Source organism: Pseudomonas paraversuta, from assembly GCF_904063065.1.
GTDB lineage: Bacteria > Pseudomonadota > Gammaproteobacteria > Pseudomonadales > Pseudomonadaceae > Aquipseudomonas > Aquipseudomonas paraversuta.
Map to the genome: position 1 here is coordinate 294,765 of NZ_CAJFCL010000006.1, position 17,565 is coordinate 312,329.

17 protein-coding genes are annotated in these 17,565 nt (G+C 55.4%); 11 read left to right on the forward strand and 6 right to left on the reverse strand.

The features are described from left to right. Positions 1–78: 78 nt before the first annotated feature. The 3 genes from JQ845_RS14655 to JQ845_RS14665 all read right to left on the reverse strand — a co-directional run bounded on the left by JQ845_RS14655 (position 79) and on the right by JQ845_RS14665 (position 3,504). The gene (locus tag JQ845_RS14655) at positions 79–705 is read right to left on the reverse strand and encodes a response regulator transcription factor (RefSeq protein ID WP_003443174.1); all 627 of its coding nucleotides are present in this window, start codon (positions 703–705) and stop codon (positions 79–81) included. A gap of 547 nt (positions 706–1,252) precedes the next feature. Next, positions 1,253–2,470, reverse strand: coding sequence for an argininosuccinate synthase (locus JQ845_RS14660; RefSeq protein WP_003443176.1), 1,218 nt, complete (start codon positions 2,468–2,470; stop codon positions 1,253–1,255). A gap of 128 nt (positions 2,471–2,598) precedes the next feature. After that, positions 2,599–3,504: a flagellar protein MotY gene (locus tag JQ845_RS14665; RefSeq protein ID WP_328823177.1), complete on the reverse strand. Its 906-nt coding sequence runs from the start codon at positions 3,502–3,504 to the stop codon at positions 2,599–2,601. A 155-nt stretch (positions 3,505–3,659) separates the two neighbouring features. Between JQ845_RS14665 and pyrC the strand changes: the two genes are divergently transcribed. Both pyrC and rnt read left to right on the forward strand, forming a co-directional pair. Next, positions 3,660–4,706: a dihydroorotase gene (pyrC, locus tag JQ845_RS14670; RefSeq protein ID WP_127196123.1), complete on the forward strand. Its 1,047-nt coding sequence runs from the start codon at positions 3,660–3,662 to the stop codon at positions 4,704–4,706. Then, positions 4,703–5,377, forward strand: coding sequence for a ribonuclease T (gene rnt / locus JQ845_RS14675; RefSeq protein ID WP_003443180.1), 675 nt, complete (start codon positions 4,703–4,705; stop codon positions 5,375–5,377). The genes pyrC and rnt overlap by 4 nt, the downstream gene beginning before the upstream one ends. A gap of 77 nt (positions 5,378–5,454) precedes the next feature. Here the strand turns inward: rnt and JQ845_RS14680 are convergent, their stop codons facing one another. After that, positions 5,455–6,057: a peroxiredoxin gene (locus JQ845_RS14680; protein ID WP_003443181.1), complete on the reverse strand. Its 603-nt coding sequence runs from the start codon at positions 6,055–6,057 to the stop codon at positions 5,455–5,457. Positions 6,058–6,340: 283 nt separating this feature from the next. Between JQ845_RS14680 and JQ845_RS14685 the strand changes: the two genes are divergently transcribed. Further along, positions 6,341–6,559, forward strand: coding sequence for a bacterioferritin-associated ferredoxin (locus JQ845_RS14685; RefSeq protein ID WP_003443182.1), 219 nt, complete (start codon positions 6,341–6,343; stop codon positions 6,557–6,559). Positions 6,560–6,757: 198 nt separating this feature from the next. Continuing rightward, on the forward strand, positions 6,758–7,228 hold the full coding sequence (gene bfr, locus JQ845_RS14690) for a bacterioferritin (RefSeq protein ID WP_003443183.1): 471 nt from the start codon (positions 6,758–6,760) through the stop codon (positions 7,226–7,228). Positions 7,229–7,329: 101 nt separating this feature from the next. On the opposite strand, the gene grxD is transcribed toward bfr, so the two are convergent. After that, on the reverse strand, positions 7,330–7,671 hold the full coding sequence (gene grxD, locus JQ845_RS14695) for a Grx4 family monothiol glutaredoxin (protein WP_003443184.1): 342 nt from the start codon (positions 7,669–7,671) through the stop codon (positions 7,330–7,332). Positions 7,672–8,080: 409 nt separating this feature from the next. On the opposite strand from grxD, the gene argF reads away from it, so the two are divergent. Then, a complete protein-coding gene (gene argF / locus JQ845_RS14700; protein ID WP_203009178.1) occupies positions 8,081–9,001 on the forward strand; it encodes an ornithine carbamoyltransferase in 921 nt (306 codons plus the stop codon). Next, on the forward strand, positions 8,998–10,107 hold the full coding sequence (locus JQ845_RS14705) for an ABC transporter ATP-binding protein (protein WP_003443186.1): 1,110 nt from the start codon (positions 8,998–9,000) through the stop codon (positions 10,105–10,107). The genes argF and JQ845_RS14705 overlap by 4 nt, the downstream gene beginning before the upstream one ends. A 112-nt stretch (positions 10,108–10,219) precedes the next feature. Here JQ845_RS14705 and ybaK read toward each other — a convergent pair whose 3' ends face one another. Continuing rightward, a complete protein-coding gene (gene ybaK / locus JQ845_RS14710) occupies positions 10,220–10,690 on the reverse strand; it encodes a Cys-tRNA(Pro) deacylase (protein ID WP_010655659.1) in 471 nt (156 codons plus the stop codon). Between the two features lie 381 nt (positions 10,691–11,071). Between ybaK and JQ845_RS14715 the strand changes: the two genes are divergently transcribed. The 5 genes from JQ845_RS14715 to JQ845_RS14735 all read left to right on the forward strand — a co-directional run bounded on the left by JQ845_RS14715 (position 11,072) and on the right by JQ845_RS14735 (position 17,483). Continuing rightward, on the forward strand, positions 11,072–11,923 hold the full coding sequence (locus JQ845_RS14715; protein ID WP_003443188.1) for an MIP/aquaporin family protein: 852 nt from the start codon (positions 11,072–11,074) through the stop codon (positions 11,921–11,923). An 88-nt stretch (positions 11,924–12,011) separates the two neighbouring features. Continuing rightward, positions 12,012–13,517 carry a glycerol kinase GlpK gene (glpK, locus tag JQ845_RS14720; RefSeq protein ID WP_003443190.1) on the forward strand — a complete coding sequence of 502 codons (1,506 nt, stop codon included), beginning with the start codon at positions 12,012–12,014 and terminating at the stop codon, positions 13,515–13,517. A gap of 136 nt (positions 13,518–13,653) precedes the next feature. Continuing rightward, positions 13,654–14,409 carry a DeoR family transcriptional regulator gene (locus JQ845_RS14725; protein ID WP_003443202.1) on the forward strand — a complete coding sequence of 252 codons (756 nt, stop codon included), beginning with the start codon at positions 13,654–13,656 and terminating at the stop codon, positions 14,407–14,409. 255 nt (positions 14,410–14,664) lie between these two features. Next, positions 14,665–16,203 (forward strand): glycerol-3-phosphate dehydrogenase, encoded by a 1,539-nt coding sequence (glpD, locus tag JQ845_RS14730; RefSeq protein ID WP_003443204.1) that lies wholly within the window; start codon positions 14,665–14,667, stop codon positions 16,201–16,203. 359 nt (positions 16,204–16,562) lie between these two features. After that, the gene (locus JQ845_RS14735; RefSeq protein ID WP_003443212.1) at positions 16,563–17,483 is read left to right on the forward strand and encodes a glutamate/aspartate ABC transporter substrate-binding protein; all 921 of its coding nucleotides are present in this window, start codon (positions 16,563–16,565) and stop codon (positions 17,481–17,483) included. Positions 17,484–17,565 lie beyond the last annotated feature (82 nt).

Below are 17,565 nucleotides of genomic sequence, written 5' to 3' on the forward strand. Positions count from 1 at the left end.
CTCGCGAGATCAAAAGCCTCCATTAACGGAGGCTTTTTGTTTTCAGGAGCTGTCGAAGAGCAACGGCTCACATCCTATTCATTCCAGACCATTACGTTGCGCCAATTCAATAAGATCAACCAGCGAGCGGGCATTGAGTTTCAATAGAAGACGCGTTTTGTAAGTACTCACGGTCTTGTTACTCAAAAATATGCTGTCGGCTATTTCCTTGTTGCTCTTACCCCTTGCCAGTTGTTGCAGCACCATCATTTCCCGCCCCGACAGACGATTGATCATATCTGTTTCACTGGTACTACCAAAATTGGAACGCGTGGAGTGCAAGGCCTGGCTCGGAAAATAGCTATACCCTGAAAGCACTGCCTTGATCGCACTCAACAGTTCAGTCAAACCTTGCTGCTTGCAAACGTAACCCGCGGCCCCCGCCTGCATGCAACGCATGGAAAAATGGCCGGGCACTTGCGAGGTCAACACCAATATCTTTATAGGCATTACAGTTGTTGACAAGCGAGCTATAACTTCAAGGCCGTCAAGCCGGGGGATTCCGATATCCAGAATCACAATATCGGGTGTGTGCTCGCGAGCAAGTTGCAAAGCATCCACACCATTGTCCGTCTCTGCTATGACTTCGTATCCATGTCGCTCCATGAGCACGCGCACAGCAAGACGAACTACCGGGTGATCATCCACGATCATTACTTTATTCATGGGACAATTCCATTTTTCGCCGTTCTAAATTTTAGAGCCAATACAATAACCTAGTCATAACAGCCTGGGCATACCTCCTTGCCAGGTACCAACATTCAAAGAAAATTCCTACACGAAATAAAGATTTATCCTAAAAAACAACACCAAACGATTATTAGTCCCTCTCGCAAAACCTGTGGGCACTGTGTGCCGTACAAGAAAGACCTAAGATTGTATATTCAACCTTAATTGCGACTCACAGGCATTACTACAAACTGTAGTAAGTTCCATCAGGTTCACCTGGCGACTTGAAGTGCGCACGCTGCGCCAACCCGAAATCAAGCCCATGATCATGCCGCCAACAGCCCTGGTATTGCATTTTTCAATTTGATCCGTATCAAAATACAACATCAGAACACATTAATCTGTTTCTGATTAATTCAAACTATGCCGAAAGTTTTTTACCCGCAAAGACATGTATGTGTATACCTCTGATGTTGACAACGACACTTCAGGCAGAGCAAAAAAAACCCGGCCTGAAGGCCGGGTTTTTTCATGTGTGCATATATCAGAACAGTTTACGGCCTTTATTCGCAGCAATACGCATGCGCAAGGCGTTCAACTTGATGAATCCAGCGGCATCAGCCTGGTTGTAAGCGCCGCCGTCTTCTTCGAATGTTGCAATATTTGCATCAAACAACGATTCATCAGATTTACGACCGGTAACGATCACGTTGCCTTTGTACAGCTTGAGGCGAACTACACCGTTAACGTGAGCCTGGGAAGCATCAATCATTTGTTGCAGCATGATGCGCTCAGGGCTCCACCAGTAGCCGGTGTAGATCAGGCTGGCGTACTTGGGCATCAACTCGTCTTTCAGGTGTGCAACTTCACGGTCCAGAGTAATCGACTCAATGGCACGGTGAGCGCGCAGCATAATGGTGCCGCCCGGAGTTTCGTAGCAGCCACGGGACTTCATGCCGACATAACGGTTTTCAACGATGTCGAGACGGCCAATGCCGTGCTCGCCGCCGATACGGTTCAAGGTCGCCAGGACTGTAGCCGGGGTCATTTCAACGCCGTCCAGCGCGACGATATCACCGTTGCGGTAGGTCAGTTCCAGGTACTGCGGGGTGTCAGGCGCTTTCTCCGGGGAGACGGTCCAACGCCACATGTCTTCTTCATGCTCGGTCCAGGTGTCTTCCAGCACGCCGCCCTCGTAAGAGATGTGCAGCAAGTTGGCGTCCATCGAGTACGGCGATTTTTTCTTGCCGTGACGCTCGATCGGGATGGAATGCTTTTCAGCATAATCCATCAGCTTTTCACGGGAGAGCAGATCCCACTCACGCCATGGCGCAATTACCTTCACACCAGGCTTCAGTGCGTAGGCACCCAGTTCGAAACGAACCTGATCGTTACCCTTGCCTGTCGCGCCATGGGAGATGGCATCTGCACCGGTTTCGTTGGCGATTTCGATCAGGCGCTTGGCAATCAGCGGACGTGCGATGGAAGTACCCAGCAGGTACTCGCCTTCGTAAACGGTGTTGGCGCGGAACATAGGGAACACGAAGTCTCGAACAAACTCTTCGCGCAGGTCATCAATATAGATTTCCTTGACGCCCATGGCTTGCGCCTTGGCGCGTGCAGGCTCGACCTCTTCCCCCTGACCCAGGTCAGCGGTGAAGGTTACGACTTCACAGTTATAAGTATCCTGCAGCCACTTGAGGATCACCGAAGTGTCCAGGCCGCCCGAATAAGCCAGAACGACCTTGTTTACGTCCGCCATGCCATCACTCCACGGGTTGTTCGAAAAGCCGAACAGTCTACCGCTCAAGTGGGAGAAATTACAGAGGCGCGACACGTTAAGACGACAAAGCGACAGTAAGTTTCAACAAGGCGACCAGTCGTCGCAACTCAGGACGGCGTACCCAAACTCGCCACACTGGCTGACGGGGCGGCTTTTCCGGGCTCGGGCACACGCTCCATGCGCACGCTGACACGACGGTTTTTAGCGCGGTTGCTGGCACTGGTATTAGGCACCAAGGGGTATTGTTCGCCATGGAAGCGCAACGTCATCTGCGATTCTTGCATGCCGCTTTCCTTGAAGTAGTTCATCACCGCCAGGGCCCGGCGCCGCGACAACTCACGATTGGTCAAACGATTGCCGCTATTGTCTGAATAGCCGTCAAGGATGAGGTGATTGACCGTAGGGTCTGCCTTTAAGTAGTCGAGCATGACTTGCAAATTGGTCCGGGCCTTGATGTCCAGCTCGATGCCACCGTCTGGAAATCCGATCTGGCTGTGGCGCACCTGCTCGAAGTTTTTGGCCAACAGCTTCGTAGTACAGGCCTCATAATCGCCGTAGGCCTGGCGAAACTTGACCGGCAATAAACGAACCTCCGACAAACCGCCGGCAGGCGAGTAATGCCTCACCAGGGGGCTACGGCCTTCCAGCAGGCCACGAAACAAGCGCCCTGCCTGGGCCTGCGAACTGTTGAAAAGTACGTGGCCGCGCCCTATGCGCACCGGCCCCAGATCAATGTCACCCCGACCCGGCTGCCACGGCGCAGCGGCTGCCAGCAAGGTTGCAGAACCTTCACCCAGCATTGAGTTGTAGGCATTGAGGCGAAATACGGCCTGCTCACCTGCACGGCGCACGAAGGCTCCCGAACCGAAATCGGTAATAGGCTGGATCAGCCGGCATTCAAATTTGTCGCCCTCGACCTTCCACTCAATATTCTCCAGTCGAGTCTGAAAAGTCAGGGCCATGGCTGGCAGGCTGGCAAACATGCCGAGCAGAATGAAATAACACTGGCGCACCGCAGCCTCCACAGCCTTGTACTGCAAAAAAACAGTCCGTCGGTTTACCGCAGACCCTTCGTATATCGGTTAGCCGCGACAAAACTTGATAGCGAGTGCCTGAGAGAGTCTTTTCCGGTAGCATTCGCATCAGTTTGACCCGCCTGGAATTCCCAATGTCTGACCGCCTGACCCTGCTGCGTCCCGACGACTGGCATATACATCTTCGCGATGGTGCTGTGTTGCCCCACACTGTCGCAGATGTGGCGCGCACTTTTGGCCGCGCCATCATCATGCCAAACCTGGTACCTCCGGTGCGTAATGCCGCCGAAGCAGATGCCTACCGCCAGCGCATTTTGGCTGCTCGCCCGGCTGGTAGCCGTTTCGAGCCGCTGATGGTGCTTTACCTCACTGACCGTACCCAGCCTGAAGACATCCGCACGGCCAAGGCCTGTGGCTTCGTGCACGCCGCCAAGCTGTATCCGGCTGGCGCCACGACCAACTCCGATTCTGGCGTGACCAGCATCGATGCGATCTTCCCGGTCCTTGAAGTCATGGCCGAAGTCGGCATGCCCTTGCTGATACACGGCGAAGTTACCCGCGCCAACGTCGACGTGTTTGACCGCGAAAAAATCTTTATCGACGAGCATATGCGCCGCGTTGTTGATCGCTTCCCGACCCTAAAAGTCGTGTTCGAGCACATCACCACCGCAGATGCAGTGCAGTTCGTCAATGAAGCTTCGGCTAACGTAGGCGCAACCATTACGGCTCACCACCTGCTTTACAACCGCAACCACATGCTGGTTGGCGGCATTCGCCCGCACTTCTATTGCCTGCCGATCCTCAAGCGCAACACCCATCAGGAAGCCCTGCTGGATGCGGCCACGAGCGGCAGCGAGAAGTTCTTCCTGGGCACAGACTCGGCGCCCCATGCCCAGCATGCCAAAGAAGCCGCGTGCGGATGTGCCGGGTGCTACACCGCCTACGCAGCCATCGAGATGTATGCCGAAGCATTTGAACAGCGTAACGCGCTGGACAAACTGGAAGCCTTTGCCAGCTTGAACGGCCCCCGTTTCTACGGACTGGCCCCCAGTACCGAACACATCACCCTGGTTCGCCAGGAGTGGACCGCCCCAACCAGTCTGCCATTCGGCGAGCTGACCGTAATTCCGCTGCGCGCCGGTGAAAAACTGCGCTGGCGCCTGCTGGAGGAACAGCTGTGAGTGACGACCATTATGATGACGAACACGAAGGCGGTCATGGCGGCGGCTCACGCCACCCGATGGCCGAGCGTTTTCGCGGCTATCTGCCGGTCGTAATCGATGTTGAAACCGGCGGTTTCAACAGCGCCACTGATGCCTTGCTGGAAATTGCAGCGGTCACCATCGGCATGGATGAAAGAGGCTTTGTGTATCCCGAACACACCTATTTCCACCGTGTTGAACCCTTCGAAGGCGCGAACATCGAAGCTGCGGCACTGGAATTTACCGGTATCAAGCTTGATCACCCGTTGCGCATGGCTGTCAGCGAAGAAACGGCCCTGACCGACATCTTCCGTGGCGTGCGTAAAGCCCTGAAAGCCAACGGCTGCAAACGCGCCATTCTGGTGGGTCACAACAGCAGCTTTGACCTGGGTTTCCTCAACGCAGCTGTCGCGCGTCTGGACATGAAACGCAACCCGTTTCACCCGTTCTCCAGCTTCGACACCGCCACCCTGGCAGGCCTGGCATACGGCCAGACGGTATTGGCCAAAGCCTGTCAAACAGCCGATATCGACTTTGACGGCCGTGAAGCTCACTCGGCACGCTATGACACTGAAAAGACCGCCGAGCTGTTCTGCGGCATTGTTAACCGCTGGAAACAAATGGGTGGCTGGAAAGACTTCAACGACTGATCCTGTGGTCAAGGCTTACTTCACCCCATAAAAAAACCGGACCCAGGGTCCGGTTTTTTTATGCCTGAAGCAGACCCTTACAGCTGGTCAGCATTCTCGGTCAGGTAAGCAGCAACGCCTGCAGTCGAAGCAGTCATGCCTTTGTCGCCTTTCTTCCAGTTGGCAGGGCAAACTTCGCCGTGCTCTTCGTGGAATTGCAGAGCGTCAACCAGACGCAGCAGCTCATCCATGTTACGGCCCAGTGGCAGGTCGTTAACGATCTGGGAGCGAACAACGCCTTTGTCATCGATCAGGAATGCGCCACGCAGAGCAACGCCGCCTTCGGTTTCAACGTCATAAGCCTTGCAGATTGCGTGATTGATGTCGGCTGCCATGGTGTATTTCACCTGGCCGATGCCGCCATTGTTCACTGGCGTGTTGCGCCATGCGTTGTGAGTGAAATGGGAGTCGATGGACACGGCTACCACTTCAACGTTACGCGCCTGGAACTCAGGAATGCGGTGATCCAGAGCAATCAGCTCGGACGGGCAAACGAAAGTGAAGTCCAGCGGGTAGAAGAACACCAGGCCATATTTGCCTTTGATGGCAGTGGACAGCGAGAAGCTGTCAACGATTTCGCCATTGCCGAGTACGGCTGCGACGGTGAAGTCAGGGGCTTGTTTGCCTACGAGTACGCTCATTGGATATCTCCTGGTGTGCAACGTGAAAAACGGGACCCGGCCAGGCTGCCATCGTGAAACAACAGCCTTGAAACCAGCTCTCGCGGAAAAAATGACCGTCCATCATACACCGCTCGTCCGAACCGGCCTTAACCCTTTTTCACCCCCCGAAAAACTCTCGACTCATACCGTTCGTCACTACAGGACCGCCAAGGCCTGATTGAGACTCAAGGTACTTTGACAATCATTCTCGTTAACATTAAGATCCTTCGCATTGAATCCCAACCAGCGATGGTTCTTATTTATGTACGTTTGCCTTTGCACTGGCGTCACCGATGGAAAAATCCGCGACGCAATCTACGACGGTTGCTGCAGCTACCGTGAAGTGCGTGAAGCGACGGGTGTCGCAAGCCAATGTGGTAAATGTGCCTGTCTGGCCAAGCAAGTGGTTCGTGAAACCCTGTCCTCGTTGCAAGCCAGCCAGTCTGTGATGAGTTATCCGGCGGAATTTTCAGTCGCCTGAATCGAGAATTTTGAAGAGCCGGACTTAATGTCCGGTTTTTTTATGTCTAAAATTCAAGCGCTTAGGACCAAGACGCGGAACACAAACATTCTTATTCCGATTAATTTTCATTTATTATTCAAACACTTAGGTTTGACAGTCGTAAGTACGCGGATCAAACTCTGCCTTATATACGGTTACTTAAGGCAGGCCCTAGCCATGAAAGGCGACATTTCAGTCATCCAGCACCTCAACAAAATTCTCGGCAACGAACTGGTCGCTATCAACCAATACTTCCTGCATGCACGCATGTATCAGGATTGGGGCCTGGAGAAGTTGGGTGCACACGAGTACCACGAGTCCATCGACGAGATGAAACACGCGGACAAACTGATCAAGCGCATCCTGTTCCTTGAAGGCCTGCCAAACGTACAAGACCTGGGCAAGCTGCACATCGGCGAGCACACAAAAGAAATGCTGGAGTGCGACCTGCGCATCGAAAGGACCGGCCACGCCGATCTCAAGACCGCGATCGCACACTGCGAAGTTGTAGGTGACTTTGGCAGCCGTGAACTTCTGGAAGATATTCTTGAATCTGAAGAAGAGCATATCGACTGGCTGGAAACACAGCTGGGCCTGATCGACAAAGTAGGGATTGAGAATTACCTGCAGTCGCAAATGGGTGAATAACCAACACGCCACGGCTCAATAAAAAAGCCCCGCCCTGTTTAATCAGGAGCGGGGCTTTTTATGCACGGTCACTTAACTAAAAGTGACCGTGGCGATTGTCTTCACGCTTCAGTCTTGCTCGCTGCGGCTTTTTCTACAGCGGCTTTGATCGTCGACTGCAAAGAACCGTCTGCTGCCATCTCGGTCATGATGTCGCTACCGCCGATCAATTCACCACCTACCCACAGCTGCGGGAAAGTTGGCCAGTTGGCGTATTTCGGCAGGTTGGCGCGAATTTCAGGATTCTGAAGGATATCCACGTAAGCGAATTTCTCACCGCAGGCCATGACAGCTTGCGCAGCTTTAGCCGAAAAGCCGCACTGCGGGGCGTTCGGGGAGCCTTTCATGTAGAGCAGAATGGTGTTGTTAGCAATCTGTTCTTTAATAGTTTCGATGATATCCATGGAGCACCTCGGCTGAACTTTCCGACTCAGTTGTCGGCACGGTGGCGCATTGTAACGGAAAGCCGGGCCTGACGCTCGGTCTCCCCGACAGACAATAGTCCGAATTCCCACCTGCGGAGCAGCGCCAACATGGCACACAATTGCCAAGCAGCCTGAGGGCAGTGTACAAATGGGCCGCTGAGGTGAGGCAAACCACTCAATGGTGGTTCAAGCCTGGTGCTCATATAGCGCAAGTCTCGCTCGAACCTCTAAACGCACGACCCTTATTGGCAAGACGCGACATTTCCTTATAAGATCGCGCCTTCCCCTATTTCCGTCGCCCCGTGCGGCTTTCGCCGCAGGTCTCGCCCGTTTTTCCGAAAAACCCGGCTTTGAGCATCTGCGATCGTTGCAAAAAAGGTAGTTTATGATGAGCGCAAGGCACTTTCTCTCCCTGATGGATTGCACGCCCGAAGAACTACTCAGCGTGATTCGTCGCGGTATCGAGCTCAAGGACCTGCGCGAGCGCGGCGTACTCTTCGAACCCCTGAAGAACCGCGTTCTGGGAATGATTTTCGAAAAGTCATCGACCCGTACCCGACTGTCTTTTGAAGCCGGCATGATTCAACTTGGCGGTCAGGCCATCTTCCTGTCCCCACGCGATACCCAGTTGGGTCGTGGCGAGCCGATCGGCGACTGCGCCATTGTCATGTCACGCATGCTTGACGCTGTCATGATCCGCACCTTTGCCCACAGCACCTTGACCGAATTCGCAGCCAATTCCCGGGTACCGGTCATCAACGGCCTCTCGGACGATCTGCACCCCTGCCAACTGCTGGCCGACATGCAGACCTACCTGGAACATCGCGGCTCGATCAAAGGCAAAACCGTGGCCTGGATCGGCGATGGCAACAACATGTGCAACAGCTATATAGAAGCGGCAATCCAGTTCGACTTCCAGCTGCGTGTGGCCTGCCCTGAAGGCTATGAGCCCAACCCCGGGTTCGTGGCCCTGGCTGGTGATCGCGTAACCATCGTCCGCGATCCCCGTGAGGCTGTAGAGGGCGCCCATCTGGTGAGTACTGACGTCTGGACCTCGATGGGTCAGGAAGAAGAAACGGCCAAGCGTTTAAAGCTGTTTGCACCCTATCAGGTCAACCGCGCCCTGCTCGACCTTGCCGCCGAAGATGTGCTGTTCATGCACTGCCTGCCTGCGCACCGGGGTGAAGAAATCAGCCTCGACCTGCTGGACGACAAGCGTTCTGTCGCGTGGGATCAGGCCGAAAACCGCCTGCACGCGCAAAAAGCACTGCTCGAATTTCTCGTTCAACCGGCGTACCAACCCGTATGAGCCAGCCGCTATTGCTCAACCTGCGCGACCTGGCCTGTGGATACCAGGGCCAGAGCGTGGTGCAAAACCTCAACCTGCATCTCAATGCAGGGGACATTGGCTGCCTGCTTGGCTCCTCGGGGTGCGGGAAAACTACTACGTTGCGCGCTATTGCCGGCTTCGAACCCGTACACCAGGGTGAAATCCAGCTGGCCGGCGAAGTCATCTCCAGTGCCGGTTTCACACTGGCACCCGAGAAACGTCGCATCGGCATGGTGTTTCAGGACTACGCTCTTTTTCCGCATCTAAGCGTCGCCGACAACATCGCGTTCGGCATCCGCAAACACCCTGACAAAGAGCGCGTAACCCAAGAGCTGCTTGAACTGGTCAACCTCAAGAACCTTGGCAAACGCTTCCCCCACGAGCTTTCCGGCGGCCAGCAGCAACGGGTCGCTCTGGCCCGTGCTCTGGCCCCCGAGCCACAGCTGTTACTGCTTGACGAGCCCTTCTCCAACCTCGATGGCGAACTGCGGCGCAAGCTCAGCCATGAGGTGCGCGACATCCTGAAAGCCCGTGGCACCAGCGCAATTCTGGTAACCCACGATCAGGAAGAAGCCTTCGCTGTCAGCGACCATGTCGGCGTCTTCAAGGAAGGCCGCCTTGAACAGTGGGATACCCCCTACAACCTTTACCACGAGCCTCTGACGCCGTTTGTTGCGAGTTTTATAGGTCAGGGTTACTTCATTCGCGGGCAGTTGCTGAGCCCGGAGTCGGTACAAACCGAGCTTGGCGTATTACGAGGCAATCGTGCCTACACCTGGCCGACCGGAGGTGCAGTTGATGTGCTACTGCGTCCGGACGATATCGTCTACGCCCCGGACAGTGAGCTGAAGGCGCGAATTATCGGCAAAACCTTTTTGGGCGCATCGACCCTGTACCGCCTGCAACTGCCTACCGGCAGCCAGCTGGAGTCGATTTTCCCGAGCCATGCCGATCACTTGCCGGGAGCAGAAGTCGGCATTCGCGTTGCAGCCGAACATCTGGTGATGTTCCAGACCAGCGGCAGCACGGCTGCGCAAATTCAACACACCGAGTCTGGCGTAAGACGTTTCAGTACAACTGGTTAAGCGGTCGCTGCCAGACCAGATCCCACATTTTTGAACTGCAAAACCCCGCAGGAGCGAGCTTTTCAACGCAATAACGAAGAGCTCGCGGGGCAAGCGGGTTCCTGCAACCCCCTCAGATACGCCCCACAGGCGCAAAGATTGCCTGGGTGTGCTCTGCCAGTACCGCAGGCGCCAGTTCCACTTCCAGTCCGCGTCGACCGGCGCTGACAAAAATCGTCGCAAAACCCTGTGCACTTTGATCAATAAAGGTGCGCAGGCGTTTCTTCTGCCCCAGCGGACTGATGCCGCCCAATAGATACCCCGTCGCACGCTGTGCTGCCGCAGGGTCCGCCATTTCGACTTTCTTGACCGCAGCCGCCTGGGCCAGCGCTTTTAAATCGAGACTTCCGACGACCGGTACAACGGCCACCAGCAGCTCACCCTTTTCACTGCTGGCCAACAGTGTCTTGAACACCTGCGCCGGCGTGAGACCAAGCTTTTCCGCGGCCTCCAACCCATAGGACGCGGCCTTGGGGTCGTGTTCGTAGCTGTGTACCCGGTGTTCGGCGCGAACTTTTTTCAGCAGGTCCAGTGCAGGCGTCATGACAGCTCCAGTCAGGAATCGGACGAAGTAAACCAAGCCCGAATATTAGGCTATTGCACGGCAAAAAGGCGCTGGAGCAGGCCTTTCAGCGCCCCATAAAGCTGAAACGTTAAACTCGAACCTACCAATTTGTGTTCTTTGCTTACACAAAAATAAGTACCAAACCTGCGGTAAAAAGTCAGAATGTGGCTGAGCGTTCACTTTCGACCTTTGACAGCAGTGTTTCTTGTCTATATTTTTTCGAATATGAATATACCCGAGCATTTCAGCCATTCTGTTACCCAGGCCTGAAAAACCCGGATCGAGACGCTCCGGTTTTAATACAGCCCCATTGGCAACCCGGACTGACAACGTAAAAAAACAACAAAAACGAGGTTTAAAATGACGACTGCTACCCGGCACCCCACACTTTCAGGCCAGTGCATGGCCGAGTTTCTCGGCACCGCGCTGCTAATCTTCTTCGGCACAGGTTGTGTTGCGGCCCTCAAGGTAGGCGGTGCCAGCCTGGGCCTGTGGGAAATCAGCATCATATGGGGGGTTGGGGTAAGCATGGCGATCTACCTGACTGCGGGCGTGTCCGGTGCGCACCTGAACCCCGCCGTCAGCATCGCACTCTGTCTGTTTACCGATTTCGACAAGCGCAAACTTCCCTTCTACATCATCGCCCAGGTCGCGGGAGCCTTTTGCGCAGCGGCTTTGGTATACACGCTCTACAGCAATTTATTTTTCGATTACGAACAAACCCATCAAATGGTTCGCGGCAGCCAGGCAAGCCTGGAACTGGCCTCGGTGTTCTCGACCTATCCACACCCTGCACTCTCGACCTTGCAAGCTTTCCTCGTCGAAATGGTCATTACCGCAATCCTCATGGGCGTGATCATGGCCCTGACCGATGACAAGAACGGTTTGCCCCGCGGCCCATTGGCGCCGTTGCTGATTGGCTTGTTGATTGCGGTAATCGGCAGCTCGATGGGTCCGCTGACAGGTTTTGCAATGAACCCTGCGCGTGATTTCGGGCCCAAGCTGATGACTTTCTTGGCTGGCTGGGGTGACATTTCGCTTACTGGCGGGCGCGACATTCCTTATTTCCTGATTCCAATCTTTGCCCCGATCGTGGGTGCCTGCCTCGGCGCAGCCATATATCGCGGGATGATTGCCCGCCACTTGCCTGCTGACGAACCCGTGGCAACGGACGCCCAAGCCATCGCAGAGGTAAAAACCCAGGCTTCCTGATATCGACTTATGAAACGGGGCGCACGAGACTACTGCCCATAACTTTCTCGCGCCCTGAACCCATTACTTCATTCTGCAAGGCAATCAAATGACCGACATTCAGAATAAGAACTACATCATTGCGCTGGACCAAGGCACCACCAGTTCGCGAGCGATCATCTTCGATCGTGACGCAAACGTGGTCTGCACCGCGCAACGCGAGTTTCAACAGCACTATCCGCAGCCAGGCTGGGTCGAACATGACCCGATGGAAATTTTTGCCACCCAAAGCGCGGTCATGGTCGAAGCCCTGGCTCAAGCCGGCCTGCATCATGATCAGGTTGCGGCGATCGGCATCACTAACCAGCGGGAAACCACGGTTGTCTGGGACAAAATCAGCGGGCGTCCGATCTACAACGCCATTGTCTGGCAGTGCCGGCGCAGCACCGAGATCTGCGAGCAGCTCAAGCGCGACGGTCACGAGCAATACATCAGCGACACCACCGGCCTGGTGACCGACCCGTACTTCTCCGGCACCAAGCTGAAGTGGATCCTCGACAACGTCGAAGGCAGCCGCGAGCGCGCACGTAATGGCGAACTGCTGTTCGGCACCATCGACAGCTGGCTGATCTGGAAATTTACCGGCGGCAAAACCCACGTCACCGACTACACCAATGCTTCGCGCACCATGCTCTTCAACATCCACACCCTGGACTGGGATGCCAGGATGCTTGAGGTGCTGGATATCCCTCGCGAAATGCTGCCTGAAGTGAAATCGTCTTCAGAGATCTACGGGCGTACCAAAAGCGGCATCGCCATTGGCGGTATTGCCGGAGACCAACAGGCCGCGCTGTTCGGTCAGATGTGCGTTGAGCCGGGCCAGGCCAAAAACACCTACGGCACTGGCTGCTTCCTGTTGATGAACACCGGCTCCAAGGCCGTCAAGTCGACTCACGGCATGCTGACTACCATTGCCTGCGGCCCACGAGGCGAAGTGGCCTACGCACTGGAAGGCGCTGTGTTCAACGGCGGCTCCACAGTGCAGTGGCTGCGTGATGAATTGAAAATCATCAACGACGCCCATGACACCGAATACTTCGCCAACAAGGTCAAAGACAGCAATGGCGTGTACCTGGTACCTGCGTTCACCGGTCTGGGGGCTCCTTACTGGGATCCGTATGCCCGTGGCGCATTGTTCGGTCTGACCCGTGGTGTCCGCGTGGATCACATCATCCGTGCCGCACTGGAGTCGATTGCCTACCAGACACGCGATGTACTGGATGCCATGCAGCAAGACTCGGGCGAACGCCTCAAGGCCTTGCGCGTAGATGGCGGCGCTGTCGCCAACAACTTCCTGATGCAATTTCAGGCAGACATTCTCGGCACCATGGTTGAACGTCCGCAAATGCGTGAAACCACTGCCTTGGGCGCGGCCTACCTGGCCGGTCTGGCCTGCGGCTTCTGGAGCAGCCTGGAAGAGTTGCGAGGCAAGGCGGTGATTGAACGCGAGTTCGAACCTGCACTTGAAGATGCTTGCAAAGAGAAGCTCTACGCGGGCTGGAAAAAGGCCGTGAGCCGTACTCGTGACTGGGAACCCCACGAAGAAAGCAACTAAACACGCTCTGATAAGCGAGCAGCGGATACCATTGGTATTCGCTGCTACGCCTATGGTTCATGGCACCTGCGAGTAGCAGGCGGCGCTTTCCTGCGGCATGATGGGCGAATTTGCTTCGCCGCCCAAAGGAAACTCCATGAATCTGCCTCCACGCCAACAGCAGATCCTCGAACTCGTTCGCGAACGTGGCTATGTCAGCATCGAGGAAATGGCTCAGTTGTTCGTCGTTACACCGCAGACCATCCGTCGCGACATCAATCAGTTGGCAGAAGCCGACCTGTTGCGTCGCTATCACGGTGGCGCCGCCTATGACTCCAGCGTTGAAAACACCGCCTACGCCATGCGCGCCGACCAGATGCGCGATGAAAAACGCCGTATTGGCGAAGCCATCGCCGCCCAGATTCCCGATCACGCCTCGATTTTCATCAATATCGGTACCACTACCGAATCCATTGCCCGGGCGCTGCTCAACCACAATCACCTGAAAATCATCACTAACAACCTGCATGTCGCTTCAATCCTGAGCGCCAAGGATGATTTTGAAGTCCTGATAGCCGGCGGTAACGTGCGCCGCGATGGCGGCATCGTGGGCCAGGCCAGCGTCGACTTTATCAACCAGTTCAAGTTCGACTTTGCACTGGTCGGTATCAGCGGCATCGATTCAGACGGCAGCCTGCTGGATTTCGATTATCAGGAAGTGCGTGTTTCCCAGGCCATCATCGCCAATGCCCGACAGACCATTCTCGCCGCTGACTCCAGTAAATTCGGGCGCAACGCGATGGTCCGCCTCGGGCCTATCAGCCTGATCGATTGTCTGGTCACCGACCAGCCGCCGGTCCCGGAACTTGCGCAACTGCTCGCCCAGTACAAAATCCGCCTGGAAGTGGTTTAACACCACACCGCACAAACTCCCGCAGGAGCGAGTGTGCCTCGCGATGACAGCACGGCCAGGCCCATGCATGCCTCGCGTGAATCGCGAGGCAACTGGCCCACGCGCTAAAATGTTCGAAAATCTTCCTTTCCCCCTCCTTCGATGAGTTTTTTCAATCGAAGCGCGCTGGCTCTGTCGGCCTTTATCCGCTACCATTTTCGAAAATGAACATTAATGTTCGAATTCAAATATGCGTAAAGAACGCGAGGCCTACATATGTCCCTGACCACCTTGCCTGCCACTCCCCTCGCCGAGGTTTACGATGTCGCCGTCATTGGCGGTGGAATCAATGGGGTAGGGATCGCGGCAGACGCTGCCGGTCGAGGCTTGTCTGTGTTCCTTTGCGAAAAAGACGATCTGGCCAGTCACACCTCGTCCGCCAGCAGCAAGCTGATTCATGGTGGCCTGCGCTACCTGGAGCATTACGAGTTCCGCTTGGTGCGCGAAGCCCTGGCCGAGCGCGAAGTGTTGCTGGCAAAAGCCCCGCATATCGTCAAACCCATGCGCTTTGTCTTGCCCCATCGCCCGCACTTGCGCCCGGCATGGATGATCCGTGCCGGCCTGTTCCTGTATGACCACCTGGGCAAGCGTGAAAAGCTCGCCGGTTCTACCAGCCTCAAGTTCGGTACCGACAGCCCGTTAAAAGCAGAAATCACCAAAGGCTTCGAATACTCGGACTGCTGGGTGGATGACGCACGCCTTGTAGTACTCAACGCCATGGCTGCGCGGGAAAAAGGTGCGCATGTACATACCCAGACCCGCTGCGTCGGAGCTCGTCGCAGCAAAGGCTTGTGGGAGCTGAATCTTGAGCGCGCTGACGGCAGCCTGTTTTCGATTCGCGCCAAGGCTTTGGTCAACGCTGCCGGGCCCTGGGTGGCCAAGTTCATCAAAGACGATCTCAAGCTGGACTCGCCATACGGCATTCGCCTGATTCAGGGCAGCCACCTGATCGTTCCGAAGCTGTATGACGCACCCAACGCCTTCATCCTGCAGAACGAAGACCAACGGATAGTGTTCACCATTCCGTACATGGACCAGTTCACCATCATCGGTACTACTGACCGCGAATACACCGGCGACCCGGCCAAAGTCAGCATCACCGAACAGGAAACCGACTATTTGCTGAACGTGGTCAACGCCCACTTCAAACAGCAAGTGAGCCGTGCCGACATTCTGCGCACTTACTCCGGCGTACGCCCGCTGTGCAATGACGAGTCGGACAACCCGTCGGCGGTCACCCGTGACTACACCCTGGCACTGTCCGGCGTGCCGGGCGAAGCACCTTTGCTGTCGGTGTTTGGTGGCAAGCTGACCACTTACCGCAAGCTGGCTGAATCGGCCATGGCCCAACTGACGCCGTACTTTACTCAGATCAAGCCAAGCTGGACCGCCAAGGCCACCCTGCCGGGTGGCGAAAACATGACTACCCCGCAAGCCCTGAGCGCTGCCCTGACCAGCAAATACAACTGGCTGGATGCTGCCATTGCCAAGCGCTGGGCAATCACCTATGGCAGCCGCTCATGGAACCTGCTGGACGGTGCGCAAGGGCTGGACGATATGGGTGAGCATATCGGCAGCGGTCTCTACAGTCGTGAAGTCGACTACCTGTGCACACAGGAATGGGCACTGGATGCACAGGACATCCTGTGGCGCCGGACCAAGCTCGGCTTGTTCACCACGGCCCAAGAGCAGGAACACCTGGCGCAATACATGGCCACACTGGACTTGAAGCATCGCAAGGTAGCAGCCGCTTGATGGCATGACGCGCGGCATGAACGAGCCTGCTCGCGAAGGTACCCTCCCCGGTTTTCTGACAACCGGATTGCCTTCATCGCGAACAGGCTCGCTGCTGTAGCCCGGTTTCATTCGGTTTTCCGAACGGCAAGCCCCACATTGATTCGGCTTTCCGGGCATTCCCTATCGACAGCCATTCTTGAAATATTAAAAAACCCTTACAAATCATATAGATGAGCATTATTCACGCGTTTGGCACGACTCATGCTCTACACTCTGAGCCGAATGCTTAAACAGTGCTCAAGCCTGTTGGGCTATTCCTAGTACAAAAAGGGTCCGCAAACGGGCTCAATAAAAAAAACAATGTCGAGGAAACATCGATGCGCATCGTTCCGCAACTTTTGAGCGCAGCTATTGCTGCAGCTCTGATTAGCACTCCAGTTTTTGCAGCCGAATTGACCGGCACACTGAAGAAAATCAAAGAATCCGGCACCATCACCCTCGGGCATCGTGACTCCTCCATCCCGTTCTCTTACATCGCTGATGGCTCCGGCAAGCCGGTTGGCTACTCCCACGATGTGCAACTGGCAATCGTCGAAGGGCTGAAAAAGCAACTCGACATGCCCGACCTCAAGGTCAAGTACAACCTGGTCACTTCCCAGACCCGCATCCCGCTGGTGCAGAACGGCACCGTTGACGTTGAGTGTGGTTCCACCACCAACAACGCGGAACGCGCCCAGCAAGTAGACTTTTCGGTCGGCATCTTCGAAATCGGTACTCGTCTGCTGTCCAAAAAGGACTCGCCTTACAAGGACTTCGCTGACCTGAAAGGCAAAAACGTGGTCACCACCGCGGGCACGACTTCGGAGCGTATCCTCAAGGCGATGAACGCCGACAAGCAGATGGGCATGAACGTGATCTCGGCAAAAGACCACGGCGAAGCCTTCAACATGCTTGAGTCGGGCCGCGCTGTAGCCTTCATGATGGATGACGCACTGCTGGCCGGTGAAATGGCCAAGGCCAAGAAGCCAACAGACTGGGCCGTGACCGGCACGCCACAGTCGTACGAAATTTATGGCTGCATGCTGCGTAAAGGTGATCCTGACTTCAAGAAAGCCGTGGATGACGCCATCATCACTTACTACAAGTCTGGCGACGTCAATAAATCCTACGCCAAATGGTTCCAGTCCCCTATCCCGCCAAAAGGTCTGAACCTCGACTTCCCGATGAGCAAAGAGCTCAAAGAGCTGATCGCCAACCCAAACGACAAGCCGGCACCTGAAGAAAAACCAGCGGCCTGATCCCTGGCTGAGGCGACTGGTGAGCGCGATTGAACGCGCTCACCAGTCTTGTTCACCGGCTGTACTGCTTCTTACTGCATTA

What these genes read in the sequence shown, in the direction of transcription:
- JQ845_RS14655 (WP_003443174.1), bottom strand. Translation starts at nt 705, where the DNA reads ATGAATAAAGTAATGATCGTGGATGATCACCCGGTAGTTCGTCTTGCT.
- JQ845_RS14660 (WP_003443176.1), bottom strand. Translation starts at nt 2,470, where the DNA reads ATGGCGGACGTAAACAAGGTCGTTCTGGCTTATTCGGGCGGCCTGGAC.
- pyrC (WP_127196123.1), top strand. Translation starts at nt 3,660, where the DNA reads ATGTCTGACCGCCTGACCCTGCTGCGTCCCGACGACTGGCATATACAT.
- JQ845_RS14680 (WP_003443181.1), bottom strand. Translation starts at nt 6,057, where the DNA reads ATGAGCGTACTCGTAGGCAAACAAGCCCCTGACTTCACCGTCGCAGCC.
- JQ845_RS14685 (WP_003443182.1), top strand. Translation starts at nt 6,341, where the DNA reads ATGTACGTTTGCCTTTGCACTGGCGTCACCGATGGAAAAATCCGCGAC.
- bfr (WP_003443183.1), top strand. Translation starts at nt 6,758, where the DNA reads ATGAAAGGCGACATTTCAGTCATCCAGCACCTCAACAAAATTCTCGGC.
- grxD (WP_003443184.1), bottom strand. Translation starts at nt 7,671, where the DNA reads ATGGATATCATCGAAACTATTAAAGAACAGATTGCTAACAACACCATT.
- argF (WP_203009178.1), top strand. Translation starts at nt 8,081, where the DNA reads ATGAGCGCAAGGCACTTTCTCTCCCTGATGGATTGCACGCCCGAAGAA.
- JQ845_RS14705 (WP_003443186.1), top strand. Translation starts at nt 8,998, where the DNA reads ATGAGCCAGCCGCTATTGCTCAACCTGCGCGACCTGGCCTGTGGATAC.
- ybaK (WP_010655659.1), bottom strand. Translation starts at nt 10,690, where the DNA reads ATGACGCCTGCACTGGACCTGCTGAAAAAAGTTCGCGCCGAACACCGG.
- JQ845_RS14715 (WP_003443188.1), top strand. Translation starts at nt 11,072, where the DNA reads ATGACGACTGCTACCCGGCACCCCACACTTTCAGGCCAGTGCATGGCC.
- glpK (WP_003443190.1), top strand. Translation starts at nt 12,012, where the DNA reads ATGACCGACATTCAGAATAAGAACTACATCATTGCGCTGGACCAAGGC.
- JQ845_RS14725 (WP_003443202.1), top strand. Translation starts at nt 13,654, where the DNA reads ATGAATCTGCCTCCACGCCAACAGCAGATCCTCGAACTCGTTCGCGAA.
- glpD (WP_003443204.1), top strand. Translation starts at nt 14,665, where the DNA reads ATGTCCCTGACCACCTTGCCTGCCACTCCCCTCGCCGAGGTTTACGAT.
- JQ845_RS14735 (WP_003443212.1), top strand. Translation starts at nt 16,563, where the DNA reads ATGCGCATCGTTCCGCAACTTTTGAGCGCAGCTATTGCTGCAGCTCTG.